A 19,997-nucleotide genomic window follows, 5' to 3' on the forward strand; every position below is an offset into this window, starting at 1 on the left:
GCCTGAACGCAATATGAACCGTTTGACGACGTCAGGGGCTGGTTACGACCTCGCCCGATTCCCCGAGAACCCCCGCGACCCGTTCCGAGCCTGGGACGCGGCCGACGAATACCTGCTCCGGCACCTGGAGGGGGTCGACGGGGCCGAGCCGGTCGGCCTCTCCGGACGCGTCGTGATCGTCGGCGACCGCTGGGGTGCGCTGAGTACGGCGCTGGCCGAGCACCGCCCCGTACAGATCACCGACTCCTACCTCGCACAGCGGGCGACGGCGGCGAACCTGGAGCGTAACGGCGCCGCCCCCGACGCCGTGCACCTGCTGTCCGTGCGCGAGACGCCGCCGGACCGGGTCGACGTGCTGCTCGTGCGCGTACCCAAGAGCCTCGCGCTCCTGGAGGACCAGCTGCACCGGCTCGCACCCGCCGTCCACGCCGGCACCGTCGTCATCGGCACCGGCATGGTGAAGGAGATCCACACCTCCACCCTCAAGCTGTTCGAGCGGATCATCGGTCCCACCCGCACCTCGCTCGCGGTCAAGAAGGCCCGGCTGATCCACTGCACGCCCGACCCCTCCCTGGCCCGCACGCCCAGCCCCTGGCCGTACCGCTACGAGCTGCCCGACGACGTCGGGGCCGTCGCCGGCCGCACCGTGGTCAACCACGCAGGCATCTTCTGCGCGGAGCGGCTCGACGTCGGCACCCGCTTCTTCCTGAAGCACCTGCCGTCGCGCAGCGGCCCCGACCGGGTCGTCGACCTCGGCTGCGGGAACGGGGTCCTCGGCCTGGCCGCCGCGCTCGCCAACCCCGAGGCATCGCTCACCTTCGTCGACGAGTCCTACCAGGCCCTCGCCTCGGCCGAGGCGACCTTCCGGGCCAACGTCGGTCCGGAGGCGGAAGCCCGCTTCGTGGTCGCCGACGGGCTGGCCGACGCCGAGCCCGGCGGCGCGGACCTCGTCCTGTGCAACCCGCCGTTCCACTCGCACCAGGCCACCACGGACGCGACCGCCCGGAACATGTTCCACGGGGCGCGCACCGCGCTGCGCCAGGGCGGTGAACTGTGGGTGGTGGGCAACCGGCACCTCGCCTACCACACCCTGCTGCGCCGGATCTTCGGCAACTGCACCACGGTGGCAGGCGACCCCAAGTTCGTCGTGCTGCGCGCCGTCAAACGCTGACGGCCACGCCCCGTGGCGCTCGCGCCCCTTCCGGATTCTTGCAACACGTTCTACTGTGTGCGCCGCCGCACACGGGCGACGCGAAGCGAGACTCCTGGAGGGGCCGTGCACCTCGAATACACGCCTGAACAGCAGCAGTTGCGCGCCGAACTGCATACGTACTTCGCCGCCCTGGTCCCCGACAACGCCTACGCGCGCTACGCCGACCCGGCCGCCCAGAAACGCTTCTACCGCGAGACGATCAGGCGCCTGGGCGCCGACGGCTGGCTCGGCGTCGGATGGCCCACGGAGTACGGCGGGCGCGGCCTCTCTCCCATGGAACAGTTCATCTTCTTCGACGAGGCGGCGCAGGCGGGCGTGCCGCTGCCCCTGATGGCGCTCAACACCGTCGGCCCGACGATCATGCAGTTCGGCACCGAGGAACAGAAGGCGTACTTCCTGCCGAAGGTCCTCGCCGGGGAGATCGACTTCGCGATCGGCTACAGCGAACCCGACGCGGGCACCGACCTCGCCGCCCTCAAGACCCGGGCGGTGCGCGACGGCGACACGTACGTCGTCAACGGACAGAAGATCTGGACGACCAACGGCGACACGGCGGACTGGGTCTGGCTCGCAGCCCGCACCGATCCGGACGCCGCGCCCCACAAGGGCATCACCATGCTCCTCGTCCCGACGTCGGACCCCGGCTACTCGTGCACCCTGATCAACACCCTCGCCTCGCACGACACCTCGGCCAGCTACTACGAGAACATCCGCGTCCCCGTCTCCCGCCGGGTCGGCGAGGAGAACAAGGGCTGGCGGCTCATCACCAACCAGCTCAACCACGAACGCGTCACCCTCGCCGCCCACGGCACCATGGCCATCGGCGCCCTGCACAACGTCCGCCGCTGGGCCGCCGAAACCAGGATCGCCGACGGCCGCCGCGTCATCGACCTCGGCTGGGTACGCGCCCGCCTCGCCCGCACCCACGCCCGGCTCGACGCGATGAAACTCCTCAACTGGCAGATGGTGTCCGCCGTCCAGCACGCCACGCTCACCCCGCAGGACGCCTCCGCCGTCAAGGTCTACGGCTCCGAGGCGCGCCGCGACGCCTACGCCTGGCTCATGGAGGTCGTCGGCTCGGCCGGCCCACTCAAGGAGGGTTCCGCGGGCGCCGTCCTGCACGGCGAACTCGAACGCGGATACCGGTCCGCCGTGATCTTCACCTTCGGTGGCGGCAACAACGAGATCCAGCGGGAGATCATCTCGTGGATCGGCCTCGGGATGCCGCGGGTACGCCGCTGAGCCCCTGGGGAAATCCCGGTCGTGGATAACTGATATCCGAGCCGCCCTCGGCGGTCTCCGAGCCATCGGGCATCATCAGCGGTCTACAGGACAGGGAACTTCTTCATGAGCCATCAGCACACGGTGGACGCGGTGGCACTGGTGACCGCCGCCCGCGAGGGGGACGCGGGGGCCAGGGCTGAGCTGGCAGGCGCGTACCTTCCGCTCGTCTACAACATCGTGGGCCGGGCGTTGAACGGTTCGGCGGACGTGGACGACGTGGTGCAGGACACCATGCTCCGGGCGCTGCACGGGCTCGGCGGTCTGCGGGCCCCGGAGAGCTTCCGCTCCTGGCTGGTGGCGATCGCGATGAACCAGGTCCGCGCGTACTGGCATGGCCGCAACGGCGCGCCGGGCCCGTTGGAGGAGGCCGGGCAGGTCGCCGATCCCGGGGCCGACTTCGTCGGTCTGACGATGATGCGTCTGCAACTGTCCGGGCAGCGTCAGGAGACGGCACGCGCGACGCGGTGGCTGGAGCCGGAGGACCGGGGCCTGCTGTCGCTGTGGTGGCTGGAGTGTGCGGGGGAGCTGACCCGGTCCGAAGTCGCCGAGGCGCTGGAGCTCTCGCCGCAGTACGCGGCGGTCCGGGTGCAGCGGATGAAGGCACAGCTGGAGACGGCCCGCATCGTCGTGCGTGCGCTCGACGCGCAACCGCCGTGCGAGGAACTCCGCGGAGTCCTCGTGGCGTGGGACGGCCGGCCATCGGCCCTGTGGCGCAAGCGCATAGCCCGGCACGCCCGTGACTGCCTCCGGTGTGCCGGACTCCGGAGCGGCCTGATGCCCGCCGAGGGCCTGCTGGCGGGGCTGGCGCTCGTCGCGGTGCCCGTGGCCCTGCTCGCGCTGTGGCCCGCGCAGGACGGGATGGCGCCCGTCGCCGCCTCGCACGCGCTCGGGGCGACGACGGGCGACGGCGCGATACCCGGCGGGTCGGGCAGACACCGTTCACCGGGCGGGCGGCTCGGCGGTCGGGGCACCTCGCGCGCCGAAGTCCGCCGGCGCCGGCGGACTGTCCGGCGGCGGGCGATCGGCGGTGCGGTACTGGCGGCGTGCGTGGCCGGCGGGGGCCTGTGGTACGTGTCCCTCGGGCCCGGTACCGGAACCGGAAGCGACGACGAAGCAGCGTCGCGTACGTCGGCCGAGCCCATCACCGATCTCGCCGCACCCGGCACTCCGGCCACCACATCACCGTCGCCGTCGGTGTCCGCCTCGCCCTCGCCGTCCGCGAAGAAGAGCACCGCGGCCACCCCGAGCCGGACACCGAAGAAGAACGTCCCCCCGGCGCCGAAGAAGACGGCGACGCCGCGGGTGTCGAGCACCCCCACCGTGCGACCGGCCCCCATGAGCACCACGGCCCAGGTCGTCGCCCTGGTCAACAAGGAGCGGGGGGCCGCCGGATGCGGGCCGCTCAAGGAGGACACACAACTCGCGGACGCGGCACAGCGCCACTCCGACGACATGTCGGCCCGGAACTTCTTCGAGCACACGAACCCCGACGGCGCCGACCCCGGCCAACGCGTCACCGACGCCGGGTACCGCTGGTCCACGTACGGCGAGAACATAGCGCGGGGCCAGCAGACACCCGCATCGGTGATGGAGTCCTGGATGAACAGCCCCGGCCACCGCGCCAACATCCTCAACTGCGCCTTCAAGGACATCGGTATCGGGATACACCAAGGCCCCGGCGGACCGTGGTGGACACAGGACTTCGGTGCGAAGCTGTGAACGGTGCGACGGCCACGGCCTCGCGATCACCGCGCACGGACGGCGGAACAGCGCCCCGTGACGTCCTTGCGCGGGGCTCGGCGCGCCGGCCGTCGGTGATGGGATGCTGCGTCGACCGGATCCTGAACGCTTCTGAGGTGCAGCGATACGTCCCGCGGCGCCCCAGGACGACTGCGCCGGTCACACCGCCGAGCAGGAGGTAGGAGCACATGACGGACGCCGACCCCGGGCTCTTCGGGCCCTCATCGGTCACCTGGCAGATGCACGGCGACCCGATGATGTGGGTGGCCGGCGTGCGCGCCCTGTACCTCCAGGCGCTCCATCCGCGCGCGGTGCGTGGCGTCATGCAGAACTCCGACTTCCGTAAGGACGCCTGGGGCCGGCTGATGCGCACGGCCGGCTTCGTCGGAACGATCACGTACGGCACCACCGACGCCGCCGAGAAGGCGGGGGCCCGGGTCCGGAAGATCCACCGGCTCCTGAAGGTCACCGACCCGGTGACCGGCGAGACCTACGGCGTCGACGACCCGGACCTGCTGCTGTGGGTGCACTGCGCGGAGGTCGATTCCTACCTCCAGGTCGAGCGGCGCTCCGGCTACCCGCTCACCGATGCGCAGGCCGACCGTTACGTCGACGAACACCGCACCAGCGCCCGCCTCGTCGGCCTCGACCCCGTCGGCGTACCCGCGACGGCTGCGCAACTGGCGGCGTACTTCCGGCGTGTGCGGCCACAGCTCGCCTGCTCCCGAGATGCGTTGGACGTCGACGACTTCCTGCGCCGGCCACCGGTGCACCCCCTGCTCGTACCGGCGCGCGCCGTGCTGTGGCGGCACGTCGCGACGGTCGCCTACCAGTCGCTGCCGGCCTTCGCGCACGAGCTGTACGGCAGACCCGCACCGCCGCTCGCCACCGTCGACCGCCGCCTGCGCACGACCGGAACCGCCCTGCGCACCATCCCGTCGCGGCTGCGCTGGAAACTCCCGCCCGGTCACATCGTGAACGCGATGGCGCGACTCGGACCAGGTAGCCGCCCCACCCCGTACAAACTGAAAAGGCAGGCAGCCATACTGGACGGGCCGGGGAGGGCGCAGCGACAGTAGGCGGAGTGACGGGGGCGACAGCAGGGATGGCGGAAACCAGGCTGATCCAGAGCCGGTACCGACTGCTCGATCTGATCGGGCGGGGCGGTATGGGCGAGGTGTGGCGTGCCCGCGACGAGTCGCTCGGCCGTCAGGTCGCCGTCAAATGCCTCAAACCCATGGGCCCGCAGCACGACCAGGACTTCACCCGCATCCTCCGTGAACGGTTCCGCCGGGAAGCCCGCGTCGCCGCCGCCCTCCAGCACCGGGGTGTCACCGTCGTCCACGACTTCGGCGAACACGAGGGCGTGCTCTATCTGGTGATGGAGCTCCTGGACGGCCGTAACCTCAGCGAGCTCCTGGAGGACAACAAGCAGCTTCCGCTGCCCGTCGGCGACGTCGTCGACATCGCCGAGCAGGTCGCCGACGCCCTCGGGTACACCCACCAGCAGGGCATCGTCCATCGCGACCTCAAGCCCGCCAACATCATGCGGCTGGCCGACGGGACGGTGAAGATCTGCGACTTCGGCATTGCCAGGCTCGGCCACGACATGGCGGTCACCTCCCGTCTCACCGGCGTCGGCATTGCCATGGGAACCCCGCACTACATGTCGCCGGAGCAGATCAGCGGCGGCCAGGTCGACCACCGCAGCGACCTCTACTCGCTGGGCTGCGTGCTGTACGAGATCGCCACCGGGGCGCCGCCGTTCGACCTCGACGACGCCTGGGGCGTGCTCGTCGGGCACCGCGACACCGCGCCCGAACCCCTGCGCAGCCACCGGGCGGAACTGCCCGGCTTCTTCGACCGCGTCGTCCTGGAACTGCTTGCCAAGGCTCCTGAGCAGCGGCCGGCCGACGCCGGAGACCTGCGCCGACGCATCGCTGTCGGCCGGACCGGCGAACAGCCGCACCTGGAACCGACCGGCCGGGTGCTGCTCGCGCCGCCGGCCCCCGTCGAGCATCCCGGAGGGACCGCCGCCCCCGCGCCACGCCTGCCCGCGTGGACCCGCGGTATGACCACGGGCCACAAGGCGTCCGACACCGCGACCACGCTGCCCGACTCGTTCGACCACTCGGCGGGCCTGACCGGTGAATGGACCACCGCCACCGAGCAGCGTCCGGCCGCCCGGCCGGCCGGTGGAGAGCGGGCCACCCCGGCCCCGGAACTCCTCTCGATACTCGCCAACCGCCACAGCGCCGGCCTCAACCTCGGCAGGCTCGGCCACTGGGAGGACGCGGGCGAGGTGCACCGGGCGGTCGCCGCCGAACGCGAGAGCGCGCTGGGCCCCGACCATCCCGACACGCTCTCCAGCCGGTACGAGGTCGCGTTCACCCTCAGCAGGACGGGGCGGGCGGCGGACGCGCTCCGGGAGTTCGGCCGCGTGGCCCAGGGCCGCGAACGCAGCCTGGGCCCCGACCATCCGGAGACTCTCGCGGCCCGCCAGGAGATGGCGTACGTGCTGGGCCAGCTCGGCCGCCACTTCGAGGCCCACCAGCTGTACGCCGCCGTCCTCGCCTCCCGGGAACGCTCCATGGGGCCCGACCACCCCGACACCCTGCGCTGCCGCCACAACCTGGCCTTCAACCTCAGCAGGCTCGGCCGGCTGGAGGAGTCGTACGGCATGGCCCGCGAGGTGGCCGCGGCGCGTGCCCGGCTGCTGGGCGCCACCCACCCCGACACCCTCGTCACCCGCTACGAGGTCGGCTACACCCTGGGCAGACTCGGCCGCTGGACGGAGGCCCTGCAGACCTACCGGGAAGTCGTCCAGGCCCGGTCGCAGGCGCTCGGCGCCGACCACCCCGACACCCTCGCGGCCCGCTACGAGGTCGGCATCAGCCTCGGGCGCCTGGGCCGCAGCGCCGAGGCGCTGGAGCTCTACCGCGCCCTCGTCGAGGACAGGGCCCGGGTCAGCGGCCCCGCTGACCCCGAGACCCTCCGCGCCCGCCACGGGCTGGGCGTCAACCTTGGCCGGCTGGCCCGCTGGGAGGAGGCGCTGACCGAATCCCGCGAGGTGTGCGCACACCGCGAACGCGTCCTGGGCGCCGACCACCCCGACACCCTGGTCAGCCGCCGCGAGGTCGCCGTCGGCCTCGGCTGGCTCGGGCGCTGGGCGGACGCCCTCACCGTCTACCGGCAGGTCGCCGAGGCACGGACCCGGGTCCTCGGGGCCGACCACCCCGACACCCTCGCCGGCCGCAACGACGAGGCGCACTGCCTCGAACAGCTCGGCAGGGGCCCGGAGGCCGTCGAGCTCTACCGGCAGGTGGCCGCGCTGCGGCAGCAACGGGGCACCCCGCCCCACTGAGCCGGACCGGCGGGAGCCCTGGTCCGGGCCGCGGGGCCGTGTTACCAAGGGGCATGCCCGTACGAGACAGCTATGACGCAGTGATCGTGGGCGGCGGCCACAACGGCCTGGTCGCCGCCGCCTACCTCGCCCGCGCCGGACAGTCGGTCCTGCTCCTGGAGCGGCTGGGTACCACCGGGGGCGCGGCCGTCTCGACCCGTCCCTTCGCCGGAGTGGACGCGCGGCTGTCCCGCTACTCCTACCTCGTGTCGCTGCTCCCGTCGCGGATCGTCCAGGATCTCGGACTGGACTTCGCCGTACGCAAGCGGACCGTGTCCTCCTATACCCCGGCGCTCCGCGACGGCCGCCCCACCGGGCTGCTCGTCGCCGGTGACCGCACCCGCGGCTCCTTCGCGGCCCTCACCGGGTCGGACCGGGAGTACGAGGCGTGGCAGCGGTTCTACGGACGCACCGCGCAGGTCGCCGCGCGGGTCTTCCCCACGCTCACCGAACCGCTGCCCACCCGTGACGCGCTGCGCGAGCGGATCGGCGACGCGGACACCTGGCGGATGCTGTTCGAGGAGCCCATCGGCGTCGCCGTCGAGGAGAACTTCGCCGACGACCTCGTCCGCGGCGTCGTCCTCACAGACGCTCTCATCGGCACCTTCGCCGACGCGCACGATCCCTCGCTGCTCCAGAACCGCTGCTTCCTCTACCACGTGATCGGCGGCGGCACCGGGGACTGGGACGTCCCGGTCGGCGGCATGGGCGCCCTCACCGACGCCCTCGCGGGAGCCGCCCTGGCCGCCGGTGCGCAGATCCGCACCGGGCACGAGGCGATCCGCGTCGACACGGACGGGACGCACGCCGAGGTGACGGTACGGACGGACAGCGGCGAGTCCACCATCGGCGCGCGCCGTGTGCTCGTCAATGCCTCGCCGCAGGCGCTGGCCGCTCTCCTCGGCGAGGCGCCGCCCACACCGGCCGAAGGCGCCCAGCTGAAGGTGAACATGCTGCTCACCCGGCTGCCCCGGCTGAAGGACCGGTCCGTGGACCCCCGCGAGGCGTTCGCCGGGACCTTCCACATCGCCGAGGGGTACGGGCAACTGGCCGACGCCCACCGGGACGCGGCGGCGGGCCGGCTGCCCGCCGCCCCGCCCTCGGAGATCTACTGCCACTCGCTCACGGACCCCTCGATCCTCGGCGCGGATCTTGCCGCCCGCGGCTACCAGACCCTGACCCTGTTCGGCCTGCACACCCCGGCGCGCCTGTTCGCCGCGGACAACGACGCCGCCCGCGCCACCCTGCTCAAGGCCACGCTCGCCGAGCTCGACGCCCACCTGGAGGAGCCGCTCACCGACTGCCTGGCGCTCGACGGGAACGGCGCACCGTGCATCGAGGCGAAGACACCGCTCGACCTCGAACGGGACCTGCGGCTCCCCGGCGGCCACATCTTCCACCGGGACCTCTCCTTCCCGTACGCCACACCGGAGACCGGCCGCTGGGGCGTGGAGACCGCGCACGGCAACGTCCTGCTCTGCGGAGCCGGTGCGGTGCGCGGCGGAGGGGTCAGCGGGGTCCCCGGCCACAACGCCGCGATGGCGGCGCTGGGCCGGTGACCGGCGCCCGCTACTGACCGAACGCACCGCGCAGCGCGGCGATCTTGCGCGGCAGGTCGTACTCCGCGCCGCCCTCGTGCCCGTTGTACGTGAACACCTCGATCTGCGCCGGGCCGGCGTAGCGGTGGTAGGCGGCGAAGACCGTGGACGACGGGCAGATCTTGTCCATCAGGCCCACCGAGAACCACGCCGGAGCGGTCGCCCGCGCCGCGAAATTGACGCCGTCGAAGTACGACAGGGTCTCCATCGCCTCGTCGATCCGGAAGCGGTGCCCGGACAGCCAGCGGGCGATCTCCGCGTACGGGCCCGCGTCCGTGATCTGCGAGGCACGCCGGTAGTGGCAGAGGAACGGCACATCGGCGACGGCTGCCGCGACATCGTCCCGCAGCCCCGCCACGGCGATCGCGAGGCCGCCGCCCTGACTGCCGCCGAGGACCGCGATCCGTGAGGCGTCCACCGCGTCATGGGCCTTCGCGGTGTCGACGGCCCGCACCGCGTCCGTGATCAGCCGCCGGTAGTAGTGGCGGTACGGGTCCTCGATGCCCCGGGTCAGAAAGCCGGGGGAGGAGGAGCCGTTGCCGTCGGGGCCGATGTCCACCGTGTCGGCGGTGTTCTTGCCGCCGCCGCCCTGCCCGCGGTTGTCCATCACCAGGTGGGCGTAGCCGAGAGCGCTCCAGGTGAGCCAGGAGTAGGGGATGCCGCGGCCGCCGTTGTACCCGATGTACTGCACGACGGCCGGGAGCGGGCCCGAGCGTTCGCGGGGGAGCAGCAGCCACGCCTTCACCGGCTGGCCGCCCCAGCCGCGGAACGTCACGTCGAACACGTCTACGGTGGCGAATCCGGCGTCGTACGGAACGAACTCGGCGTCCAGGTCGTGGCGGGCGCTCTCGGCGAGCGTCTTCTCCCAGAACGCGTCGAAGTCGGCCGGCTCCTCCGGCTCCGGCCGGTAGTCCCGCAGCCGGTCCAGGGGCATGTCGAACAGCAAGGGTCTAGCTCCTCTTCAGGGTGAGGTCGAGGGTTGCACCGTGGAGTGCAGTGGTGTCCGCGGTGATCCGGATGCCGGTGCCGGTCGGGGCCACGGTGATGCCCGGGTCGGCCGAGACGACGCTCAGGTTGTGCCGGGCGAGGTCCAGGGCGACGGAGGACCGCAGCTGGGTCGGGTCGGACAGCGAGACGGTCACTGTCTTGCCCTCCGGCCGGACCAGGACCGAGGCCGGCCCGTCCGCGGTGAGTTCCTGCGCGGTCCCGGCGGTCCAGAAGTTCGCGGCGAGCAGGCCGTCCGCGCAGCGGCGTACCGCGTGCACGGCGGTGGAGCGGGCGACCAGCTTCACCGGGGGTGCGGACGACCACTGCTTCGTCCGCGCGGCGGATGCGGCCGGCGCCTGGAGCCAGAAGTAGCCGGCCCCGTCGGGGGCGGTGCCGTGGTCCTGCCACAGCGTCAGGTAGGGGCGCGTGACGGGGGTGTCCGTGCCGTACTTGAGGTTGATCTCGCGCCATGTCGCTGTCCGGTCCTCGCGCAGGCCGTGCAGGGTGACGGGCTCGGGGAAGACGTAGCCGCCGGTGCCGGCGACATGCAGCCACCGCACCTTGTCCAGTCGCGCCGACCACCCGGTGTCCGCCGGAGCGGCCTGTCCGTTGACGAGGAGGGCCGCCGCAGGATCGCGCAGCTTCCGGTTCTCCACGATCGTCTCGGCCGTACCGGTGTCCGCGCTGATCCCGGAGCCGACGCACGCGATGACGTCGTCGAGGCAGAACCAGCTCTTGAGGCCGTGCAGCGAACTGCCGAACGCCCGTAGCTCCATGCCGTACGCGCCGAGCGTCGTGCCGGGCAGCGCGGCGCCGCCCGCCCAGTCGGCGGTGCTGGTGGTGCGCTGCCCCGCCGCGTCGGCGGGCCGGCCCGCGAGGACAGTGGTGCCGGGCAGGCGTGCGGGGTCGACGGTGGGCCAGTAGTCCTCGCTGTAGTGGCCGAGGTCGTCCGTGTACAGGAGCACCATGCCGTCGGAGAGGTGCCAGGCGTGCAGGTTCTCGTTCTGGATCGACTCGTAGTTGTAGATCCGCGACGAGTACGCGGAGACGCCGAGCGCGAACGAGGGCCGGTGGTGGGCCGCCTTGTCCATGCGCGGGTGCTGCTTGTGGGCGACCAGCGGACCGCGGGCCGGGACCGAGGACGCGATGACGTTCCGGGCCGCGACGAGGGAGGCGAGGTCGGTGACGGCGAGGAAGTCCCGGTAGGTGTCCTCGGCGATCCACTGCTTGACCAGGGAGGTGAACCGGTCGGCGGTCTCGCCCGGGAAGCTCGGGATCAGCCGCACCACCGCCTCGATGACGGTCTGCGCCGAGACATGGCCCTGCTTGCTGGGCCGGGCGATCTCGCGCCCGCACACCGACGCCATCACATCGCCACGTGCCAGCAGCGGGTCGAAGCCCTCGTCGACCCAGATCCGTACGTTGTCGAGGTCGGGATCGGTCACCGTCCACGCCGTACCCGCAAGGAGGTTCAGCAGCCGGGAGAGGTTGTTGAGGAGCTCCTTGCCGTAGCCGCCGTTGTACGGGTGCTTGTAGTGCTGGAGGAACGAACCGTCGGAGTAGAAGCCCTCGCCCGTGCCCTCCGCCGCCGCGCTCGCGTCGTTGAAGGCGAGGACGCTGTTGGCGCCCGAACCCTCGACGTCCGAAAGAGCGTCACGGACCCGGACGAGGTCGTCGCCGCTGTCGCGCAGCACCGCGTTCACGGCGACGACGGTGGAGATCCACACCCGGTTGGCGCCGGTCGCGATCTGCCGGTCGGCCCGCCAGAGGTTCGGGTCGGGCGTGTAGCTGCGTACGGCCGCGTTGATCAGGCCGAGCCGCTCCGTACCGAGCGCGTCGTAAAGCAGCACGGCCGTGTCGTTGAGCGCGAGCGCGGAGCCGATCTCCCAGTCCCAGTCGTTGTCGAACCGGGTGTGCTCCGGCCCGTAGCGGTTCGTCAGCATCCAGTCGAGACCCGCCAGGAGCAGGTCGCGCAGTGCGGTGTCGCCGTACTGGACGGTGCCGGGGACGGCCCACGCGGTCGCGACGGTCGCGAGCCGCTTGAACGATGTGGTGACGTGGTTGGAGAGCGTGGTGCTGGTCAGGTCGGGGAACAGCCCGTCGGTACGGGAGGGGTCCAGGCCCTTCGCGGAGGTCGTCGCGGCCTTGCCGATCCGGGCCACGGCCGCGGCGATCCGCGCGTCCGTGAGGTCGAGCCCCGGGCCGCCGGTGAGCAGGGTGTGCCACCTGGTCCGGAGCGAGGCGGCGTCGTCGACCGGGTCCGCGGCGTGCGTGGTGCCCGCCGTGAGCGTGAGCGGCAGGGCGGTGGCCGCGCCGAGCGCCGCCGCGCCGGCGAGGACGGTGCGGCGGGTGGCGCCCCTGGTGGTGCCTGGGTTCATGATGCGGGCCCTCACAGAAGGTGTCGGCGGTCGACGGCCGCGGCGAGCGCCGCGTGGCCGGAAGGACTGGGGTGGAGGCCGTCGCCGCTGTCGTACGCGGGCAGCAGCCGCTCCGGGTGGTCCGGATCGCGCAGGGCCGCGTCGAAGTCGGCTACGGCGTCGAAGACCCGGCCGGTCCGCACGGCCGCGTTGATCCGCTGCCGTACCGTCTCCAGCTCGGGCGCCCAGCGGGTCCAGCCGCCGAACGGTGCGATGGTCGCGCCGATCACGCGCAGCCCGGCGTCACGGGCGCGCAGCGCCAGCTGCCGGTAGCCGGCCAGGACGAGCGCCGGGTCGGTCTGGCTGGGCGGCTGCTGGAGGTCGTTGACCCCGAGGTGGACCAGAACGGTCCGCAGCCCGGGCAGGGACAGCACATCGCGGTCGAAGCGCGCCTGTCCGCCCGGCCCGAAGCGGGCATCGTCCAGCAGCACGCGGTTGCCGCTGATGCCGAGATCGGCGACCGCCGCGCCGGGCAGGCGCCGGGCCAGCTGGTCGGGCCAGCGCAGATCGGAGTCGTCGGGTGTGCCGACGCCCTCCGCGATGGAGTCGCCCAGCACCGCGATGACCGGCCCGTGCGCGCCCGTCACCTCGACGCCCGTCAGCAGGAACACCGACGTGGTGCGCACCCCGTCGACGTCGTGCGAGGCATGGGTGTTGCGGTGGAACGACAACGGCCCAGTGGGTCCGGGCAGTTCGGTCCGGACCGTCAGCAGGGCCCCCTCGGTGGCCCGCAGATCCGCGACCGCGTCACTGGTCAGGGAGGCGCCCGCGGCGAGCCACGCCTGGCGCTGCCCGCCGAACGTCACGGGCCTGCCGCCGGCGGTCACCGGACCGATGAGCACGGGCACCGTCCCGAAGGCGTGCCCGTAGCGCAGCCGGACCCCGCCGCCCGCCGACAGCCGTACGTGAGCGGTGAACGTGCCCTGCGTCAGTCCGGCGCTCGCCACCGCGTCGGTGGGCGTCGGCGCGGTCTGCGCGGTCGCCCACGACGTCGTCCAGCGTGAGCGGCGTGCCCCGCTGCCCGCCCCCTCGGCGGCCTGGGCGCCCGGCGCCGTCGCCACGACAGCGGCCAGCCCGGCCGCCGCAGTCAGCACCCCACGTCTCGCGGGTCCCCGCCCGCTCACTGGGGGCACGCGCCGGTGGGGGCGTACTCGCTGCCGTAGGTGCCCACGGCGTCGCCGCCGGTGTTCCCGCTCATGGTGTTCGTGCAGACGGGGCCCTGCGGGCTGCGCATGAACTTGATGCCGCCGCCGGCGTTCCCGGCGATGGTGTTGCCGTAGACACTGGTGTCGATGCCGTCGGTTGCGGTGTCACCGCCGAGCCGGATGCCCGCGCCGATGTTGTCGTGGATGGTGTTGTAGCGGAAGATGTTGCCGCTGCCGCGCGCGTCGAGGCCGCCCGAGCTGGAGTCCTTCTGCTGGCTGCAGTCGTTGTACTCGACGTAGTTGTTGGTCGAGTTCTCCTTCACGTCGACGCACTCGTTGCCGCGGGTGGCGATCGTGTTGTGGTGGATGCGGTTGTTCCTGCTGATGTCGGCGGCCGCGTCCGGAGCGCCGTTCGCCCCTTGCTGCTCGGGGGCGGTGCCGAGGTAGATGCCCTCGCCGTTCTTGCCCCCGCCGCCGAACCTGAAGTCGGCGACACCGCAGTCGGTGATGGTGTTGCCGGAGATGTCGGCGCCGGTCACCAGATAGCGCACCCGCAGACACTCGTCCGCCGCGTTCTTCAGGGTCATCCCGGTGATGCGCAGACCGCCCACGCCGTTCCCGGGAGTCGTGCTCATGACATATATGAGCTTGAGGCGGTACCCCGACACATCGGTGGACGACCCGTGCAACCCGTCCACGGTGAAGCCGCTCAACGTCGTCGAGTCGTGCTGCACCTGAATGATCCGGGCGTCGCCCGCGCCCTTCACCACGGCGTTCGACGGGCCGCTGATCGTGACGCCGGCGCGCTTGGTCACGACATCCTGCTTGTACGTACCGGCCGCGAGGTTCACCACCGCACCCGTCGGCGCCAGATCGACCGCCTTCTGGATCGTGGCGAGCGGGGAGCCCGCCGACGTACCGGAGTTGCTGTCGCTGCCGGACGGTGACACGTAGTACGCGGTCGCCGCCGCGGCAGCCACCGACGGCGGGGGGAAAGCGAGCGGGGCGCCGACGGCGAGAGCGGCGACGAGGGTGGTACGCAGTGCGTGGCTCATGGGGTGTGCCTCCTGGGATCAGCGAAGGACAGAGCGAGCAGTACGGGAATGCTCGGGCCGAGCAGCAGTGGCCCCAGCGGTACGAAGAGCGAGAGGAGCACGGCGGAGACCACCGCGCCGAGCAGGGCGGTGCCCCGGGCGGCCGAACCGAAGCCGAGCGCCAGCGCGCCCCGGGTCCAGGTACGGACGGTGCCGTCCGGCTCACGGCCGGCCTCGGCGGCGAACGCCACATGGTGGATGACCAGGGCGGCCGCGATGCCCACCTGGGCCGCCAGCAGGACGAAGGTCCACGGCTCCGAACGGCCCAGCAGATGGACGATGTTGGCGGCCAGCACACCCCCGGCCGCCGTCGAGACGAGCGAGTGCCGCCACAGGGCCCGCCAGTACTGCGGGAAGGCCCTGAACGTCATGACGAAGGCGCGGCTGTCCCCTTCGGCCCGCCACCGCTGGAGCCCGTGCGCCATCGCGGCGAGCGCGGGCAGCCAGGTGACGACCCCCAGCGACAGCACGGCGAACGCGGCGCCGGCGACGGCCGGGTAGGCCACGAACTCCAGCCGCCGCAGCAGCGTCGGCCAGCCGGACGAGAGTGTTGCCTGCATGATCAGCCGACCTTTCCTGTGTACGGTTCCGCCACGTCGAGGAGCACCGCGCCGTCCAGCTCCAGCCGGGTCGCCGCCACGACGCAGGGGGCGCCGCCGTCCGTGAGCAGCACGGCGGCCGCATCGGCGTGGACACCGGCGGTACGGATCCGCCGGGCGACGGGGGAGAGCAGCACGGTCTCCGTCCCGAAGGTGACGCCCTGGCCCTCCGCGCACGGAACCCGGGAGGCGTCCGTGTCCGTGCCGGGCGCGATCGTGGTGAGGAACTGCCTCTCGGCCGACCGCGCCGAGGCGGAACGCAGCGTGTGCAGGATGCGGGTGAGGCGCAGTTCCGGGGTGCTCGACGTCGGATTGGCCTCCACCTCGGTGACCTCCCCGGTGATGCGTGCGTCGGCGGGGGCGAACTGCCGCAGCAGGGCCGTAGCCGCACCGGAGCGGATCAGCCGGCTGCCGTCGGGCAGCGCTTCGGTGGGGCGGTCCGTCTGGAGCAGGAACGTCCACTCCCGCGCCGCATCCGCCTCGGCGAGGTCCAGCAGCACCAGGCGCCCCGACGGGGTGAACACCAGCGTCCGGTCGAGCCGCCGCACCCCGAGCGCGGGGTCGTACATCGCGGCGATCTCCGCCGTGGAGTGCGCCCATCCGCAGTCGGCGGAGACGAGCACATCGCGCTGGCGGGCCTGCCGCTCGAAGGGGATGTCCCGGTACACGTGGTACCGGTCCTCGTCCGCGTACCCCTGACCGTCCACCAGCAGCAGATTGTGGTGCGCGGCCCTCTTGCGATTGCTGTAGCCCTCGTCCACCGCGAGGAACGCACCCTGCGAGACCAGCACGAACGAGCCCGAATCGGGGTGGTGATGCCCCTGGTTGAGAGTGTCCCAGCCCTTGTCCACCCGGTGCTTCTCGGCGGTCTCCCACGCCCGGTGGCCTCCGCCCGGACTGGCCTTGAACGACACCAGCGTGGCGTCGTCGTCCCAGCCCGTGCGCGCCGCCAGCAGCCCGAGGTCCGGGAAGAACGCCCGCGTCTCGGTGGGCCGGGCCGCGGGCACGGCCGGGTCGTACCAGAGGTACTCGAGGTAGGCCTCCGGCAGGATCCCCGGCCGCACCCCGCTCTCGGCCGCCTCCTGCCACAGCAGTTCACCCGATGCCAGACCGCCCATCCACTGGGCCTCGGGGATCGCGTACTGGGCGGCGAGCCGGTAGTAGAGCCCGGCGCTGTGGCCGCTGCGCCGGTCGTGGCAGTCGCCGTGGTCGACGTTGAACGCGAACCCGGGCGCCGTCTGATGCAGCCGGTAGCGGAACGTCCGGGACATGAAGCCGCCCCTCTCCCACCAGTCGACGCCCTCCGCCTCCTGGAGGAGATCAAGGTGGGCGGCGAGGAACGGCACACCGTAGCGCCAGTAGACGACGCCCTCGGCGTGCGATCCGTCCTCGGGCATCAGGTCCAGGACGGTCCCGAGATTGTCCTTGGCGCGCTCGGTCCACTCCTCCTTGCCCAGCACGTAACCGGCCGTCGCCAGACCCGCGTAACAGATCCAGTTGTGGTTCTGCCAGTACGACGACGACCACCAGCGGCCCTCGCTCGCCACCGCGAACTCGTACATCCGCCGCCCCTGGAGCAGCAGTTTGTACCGCAGCAGCGCCCGCACCCCGTCCGGCAGGTCGTCTCCGACCCACCGGTACGCGAGGGCCAGATGGTGCAGCAGCCAGCCGGCGTCCAGGTCGTGGTCCGGCATGTGGGCCCTGCCCCAGTGCGGCAGCCGCACCGCGGCCTCGATCCAGCGCAGGCTCTCCGCCAGATGCGCCGGGTCGCCGCCGACCCGGTACGCGAGAGCGGGGTTGGAGGCGGCGGGGCCGAGCCACGTGATGCTGGCCAGGGGGTGCGTGCGGGGCGGGGTCAGCCCGCGGTGGCGGGCGGCCTCCTCGTACAGTCGCACCTCCTGCGCCGGGCGCGGGCCGGGCGGCGGGGTCGCCGAGAGCAACAAGGGTCAGTCCTCCGTCCGGAAACTCGCGGTGCTGCCGTCGGCCAGCCGGACCGTGAGCCCGTCAGCGTCCAGCTGTACGTCGGCCACGGTGGGCCCGGCCGATGCGGCCTGGTACACCGAGGCGAAGGTGACCCGGTCGGTGTCGGCGCTGAAGTCCACCCGGGTCCGTGTGCGTTGCGGATCATCTGCCGTGCCGGGGCCCGGCCGGCTCACCGCGTGCACCGGCACATCGGCGCGGTGCGTGTGCCAGCCGTGCAGGGTCTCGTCGCCGTACCAGGTGGTGCGCGCCGCGCCCGCCGCCTGCACCTGCACGTCCAGCGCGGTGCCGGGACGGAGCTGGGCGGTGATGCGGCGGGCCTCGTCGGCCGTCACGGTCAGCAGGTCCACCAGATAACCGGATCCTGCCACGATCCGGCGGACCCCGCGCACACCCGCGTACGCCGTGGTCACCTCCGCCGTGACGGAGCGGTCGTCCGAGGCGAGCAACGCTCCCGCGCACTCCGCCTGTTCGCGACCGTCCACCCGGAACGCCGGGTGAGCCTCGGTCGACGCGTAGAGATCACGGAACTCGGCGTGGGCGTAGGGAACCTGGCCGGGATCGGGCTGCCACGGCGTGGTGTCGCCATAGAGATAGAGAGACAGCTTGTCCCGATGGCCGTGCGAACCGCCGTGCGGGCCGAAGTCCAGCAGCGCGTGGATACCCGCGACGCGCAGCACCGCATAGCCCGCGGCGCCGAACAGCGTGAGCGCGCCGGGCGCCGGGCGCTCCGGCAGGGGCGGCCCCGCGAACCAGCCGCCCAGCTCCCGGTCCAGCCCGTCGTCGCCGGCACCGAGCTCGGCACGGGCCCGCGCCGCGACCGCGTCCAGCGCGGTCGACGGCACCAACTGCTGAGCCAGCGCCACCAGTTCGAGCCACTCGAGAGCCAGTGGGTCCCGCAGGTAGGGGCCGTCGTGCAGCGCGGGAAGAAACCCGCCCGGCGTGGCGATCGCCGCCAGTACATCCGTCATCCCCGCCAGCACACCCACCACGTCGGCCGGGACGGCCGCCGGATCGGTGCCCCGCAGCGCCAGCAGCGCCGCCCGCAGAACGAACCCGTGGTAGTAGGTGCTGCCCTCCCACTCCCAGCCGTCCTCGGCGACCGCGACCCGCAGATGCGCGTACAGGCCGCTGTCGCCCGCCAGCCACTCCTTGCCGCCGTCCCACTCCTGCCCGCGCACCGCCGCGGCTCCCCGCCCGGCGGCCACACCGGCGGCGTTGAGCCATGCGGTGTAGTTGGAGGCGAGCTGCCCCTTGCCGATCAGTACGGCGCGGGCGTCGAGTGCTGCCCGCTCCAAGGAGTGCAGCAGCGGCAGCACTTCGGTCAGACCGTCCGTGCCGTGCTCGGCGAGCGTCAGGACGGTGTGGCCGATGTTCACCGCCCAGATCGCGTCGGTCAGCGCCTGGTGGAAGAGCCGGCCGCGCAGCATCCAGCCCTGCGCCTCGCCATGCTGCGCCGTGGCCAGCTCCTCGTACAGAGCGGCGTATTCGACGAGCCGTGCCACCGCTTCCGTACGCTCCCCGCGGTGGGCGAGCACCCTCAGGTGCCGCGCCCACGCCTGGTGCGACAGCACCAGCCAGGCACCGCGAACCGCTTCGTTGTCCACCCGGCAGCCGTACGAACACCGCGCACCGCCCTCGGGGAACGCCCCGGCGAGCACATCGCCGTGGTCCAGCTCCACCCCGTGGGCCGGGCAGACGTACGCGTGCCACCAGCCGCCGCGCTCCCGGGCGATCCGCTTCAACGCGGCCATACGCCACCGTCGATGTCCACCGTGGTCGCGGTGAGGAAGCCGGACGAGGGGGATGCCAGGTGGACGACGGCCGAGGCGACGTCCTCGGGCGTGCCGGCCCGGCCCACCGGGATGCCTGCCTCCATCGCCACCTGCGCCGCCGGCGCGGTGAACGTGTCGTGGAAGGCGGTGCCCTTGATGAAGCCGGGGGCGACGGTGTTCACCGTGATGCCGCTGCCGCCGAGCTCCTTGGCCAGACCCTTGGTGAATCCGCGGATACCGGCCTTGGCAGCCGCGTAGGCCACCGAACCGGGGCCGCCGCCGTTGTGCGCGGCGAGCGACGACATCGTGATGACGCGCCCGGCGGACGACTCCTTCAGATGCGGCAGCGCCGCCCGTACCGTACGGAACGTCGAGGTCAGATTGGTGTCGATGACCCGGTCGAAGTGGTCGTCGGACATCTCGGCGATGGTTGCCCGCCCGATCAGATGACCGGCGTTGCAGACCAGGACGTCCAGCCCGCCGAGGAATCCGGTGGCCTCCTCGACCAGGCGGTCCACCTCGGCCGTCACCGTCGCGTCGGCCTGGAACGCCTTGGCCTTACGGCCGAGCGCCTCGATCGCGGAGACCGTCTTCGCGGCCTCGTCGGCGGACGAGTGGTAGTGGACCGCGACATCGGCGCCGGCCTCGGCCAGGGCGACGGCGATGGCACGGCCGATACCGTGGCCCGCCCCGGTCACCAGCGCGCGGGAACCTTGGAGATCAGCAGACATGGGGGGTAACCCTTTCGATAACCGGCCGTTG

14 protein-coding genes are annotated in these 19,997 nt (G+C 72.4%); 6 read left to right on the forward strand and 8 right to left on the reverse strand.

Features of this window, described 5'->3' with window-relative positions:
• Positions 1-13: 13 nt before the first annotated feature.
• The 6 genes from ACIBJG_RS07660 to ACIBJG_RS07685 all read left to right on the forward strand — a co-directional run bounded on the left by ACIBJG_RS07660 (position 14) and on the right by ACIBJG_RS07685 (position 9,199).
• Positions 14-1,171, forward strand: a complete 1,158-nt coding sequence (locus ACIBJG_RS07660; protein WP_399305148.1) for a methyltransferase — start codon at positions 14-16, stop codon at positions 1,169-1,171.
• Positions 1,172-1,276: 105 nt separating this feature from the next.
• Positions 1,277-2,455, forward strand: coding sequence for an acyl-CoA dehydrogenase family protein (locus ACIBJG_RS07665; protein ID WP_399305150.1), 1,179 nt, complete (start codon positions 1,277-1,279; stop codon positions 2,453-2,455).
• Positions 2,456-2,560: 105 nt separating this feature from the next.
• Positions 2,561-4,216 (forward strand): sigma-70 family RNA polymerase sigma factor, encoded by a 1,656-nt coding sequence (locus ACIBJG_RS07670; RefSeq protein WP_399305153.1) that lies wholly within the window; start codon positions 2,561-2,563, stop codon positions 4,214-4,216.
• Positions 4,217-4,425: 209 nt separating this feature from the next.
• Complete coding sequence (locus ACIBJG_RS07675) at positions 4,426-5,316, forward strand: oxygenase MpaB family protein (RefSeq protein ID WP_399305155.1); 891 nt, start codon at positions 4,426-4,428, stop codon at positions 5,314-5,316.
• Between the two features lie 26 nt (positions 5,317-5,342).
• Entirely contained in the window at positions 5,343-7,601 is a 2,259-nt protein-coding gene (locus ACIBJG_RS07680) for a tetratricopeptide repeat protein (protein WP_399305158.1), read from the forward strand.
• A gap of 53 nt (positions 7,602-7,654) precedes the next feature.
• Positions 7,655-9,199, forward strand: a complete 1,545-nt coding sequence (locus ACIBJG_RS07685; protein WP_399305161.1) for a phytoene desaturase family protein — start codon at positions 7,655-7,657, stop codon at positions 9,197-9,199.
• 10 nt (positions 9,200-9,209) lie between these two features.
• On the opposite strand, the gene ACIBJG_RS07690 is transcribed toward ACIBJG_RS07685, so the two are convergent.
• From ACIBJG_RS07690 to ACIBJG_RS07725, 8 genes are read right to left on the reverse strand one after another with little or no spacing between them, the layout of a single operon-like run.
• On the reverse strand, positions 9,210-10,184 hold the full coding sequence (locus ACIBJG_RS07690; RefSeq protein WP_399305164.1) for an acetylxylan esterase: 975 nt from the start codon (positions 10,182-10,184) through the stop codon (positions 9,210-9,212).
• Between the two features lie 4 nt (positions 10,185-10,188).
• Positions 10,189-12,603: a polysaccharide lyase 8 family protein gene (locus tag ACIBJG_RS07695; RefSeq protein WP_399305167.1), complete on the reverse strand. Its 2,415-nt coding sequence runs from the start codon at positions 12,601-12,603 to the stop codon at positions 10,189-10,191.
• Between the two features lie 11 nt (positions 12,604-12,614).
• Positions 12,615-13,736, reverse strand: coding sequence for an SGNH/GDSL hydrolase family protein (locus ACIBJG_RS07700; RefSeq protein ID WP_399305170.1), 1,122 nt, complete (start codon positions 13,734-13,736; stop codon positions 12,615-12,617).
• A gap of 26 nt (positions 13,737-13,762) precedes the next feature.
• On the reverse strand, positions 13,763-14,842 hold the full coding sequence (locus ACIBJG_RS07705) for a DUF1565 domain-containing protein (RefSeq protein WP_399305173.1): 1,080 nt from the start codon (positions 14,840-14,842) through the stop codon (positions 13,763-13,765).
• Complete coding sequence (locus ACIBJG_RS07710; protein WP_399305175.1) at positions 14,839-15,441, reverse strand: hypothetical protein; 603 nt, start codon at positions 15,439-15,441, stop codon at positions 14,839-14,841. The genes ACIBJG_RS07705 and ACIBJG_RS07710 overlap by 4 nt, the downstream gene beginning before the upstream one ends.
• A gap of 2 nt (positions 15,442-15,443) precedes the next feature.
• On the reverse strand, positions 15,444-17,423 hold the full coding sequence (locus ACIBJG_RS07715) for a hypothetical protein (RefSeq protein WP_399305178.1): 1,980 nt from the start codon (positions 17,421-17,423) through the stop codon (positions 15,444-15,446).
• Between the two features lie 3 nt (positions 17,424-17,426).
• Positions 17,427-19,214: a heparinase II/III family protein gene (locus ACIBJG_RS07720; RefSeq protein WP_399305181.1), complete on the reverse strand. Its 1,788-nt coding sequence runs from the start codon at positions 19,212-19,214 to the stop codon at positions 17,427-17,429.
• On the reverse strand, positions 19,202-19,966 hold the full coding sequence (locus ACIBJG_RS07725; RefSeq protein WP_399305184.1) for an SDR family NAD(P)-dependent oxidoreductase: 765 nt from the start codon (positions 19,964-19,966) through the stop codon (positions 19,202-19,204). The genes ACIBJG_RS07720 and ACIBJG_RS07725 overlap by 13 nt, the downstream gene beginning before the upstream one ends.
• Positions 19,967-19,997: the final 31 nt, after the last annotated feature.

This window comes from Streptomyces sp. NPDC050422 (genome assembly GCF_044458665.1).
Lineage (GTDB): Bacteria > Actinomycetota > Actinomycetes > Streptomycetales > Streptomycetaceae > Streptomyces.

Bases quoted from the DNA above. Each gene is read 5' to 3' on its own strand.
- ACIBJG_RS07660 (WP_399305148.1), top strand. From the start codon at position 14: ATGAACCGTTTGACGACGTCAGGGGCTGGTTACGACCTCGCCCGATTC.
- ACIBJG_RS07670 (WP_399305153.1), top strand. From the start codon at position 2,561: ATGAGCCATCAGCACACGGTGGACGCGGTGGCACTGGTGACCGCCGCC.
- ACIBJG_RS07675 (WP_399305155.1), top strand. From the start codon at position 4,426: ATGACGGACGCCGACCCCGGGCTCTTCGGGCCCTCATCGGTCACCTGG.
- ACIBJG_RS07680 (WP_399305158.1), top strand. From the start codon at position 5,343: ATGGCGGAAACCAGGCTGATCCAGAGCCGGTACCGACTGCTCGATCTG.
- ACIBJG_RS07685 (WP_399305161.1), top strand. From the start codon at position 7,655: ATGCCCGTACGAGACAGCTATGACGCAGTGATCGTGGGCGGCGGCCAC.
- ACIBJG_RS07695 (WP_399305167.1), bottom strand. From the start codon at position 12,603: ATGAACCCAGGCACCACCAGGGGCGCCACCCGCCGCACCGTCCTCGCC.
- ACIBJG_RS07705 (WP_399305173.1), bottom strand. From the start codon at position 14,842: ATGAGCCACGCACTGCGTACCACCCTCGTCGCCGCTCTCGCCGTCGGC.
- ACIBJG_RS07710 (WP_399305175.1), bottom strand. From the start codon at position 15,441: ATGCAGGCAACACTCTCGTCCGGCTGGCCGACGCTGCTGCGGCGGCTG.
- ACIBJG_RS07720 (WP_399305181.1), bottom strand. From the start codon at position 19,214: ATGGCCGCGTTGAAGCGGATCGCCCGGGAGCGCGGCGGCTGGTGGCAC.
- ACIBJG_RS07725 (WP_399305184.1), bottom strand. From the start codon at position 19,966: ATGTCTGCTGATCTCCAAGGTTCCCGCGCGCTGGTGACCGGGGCGGGC.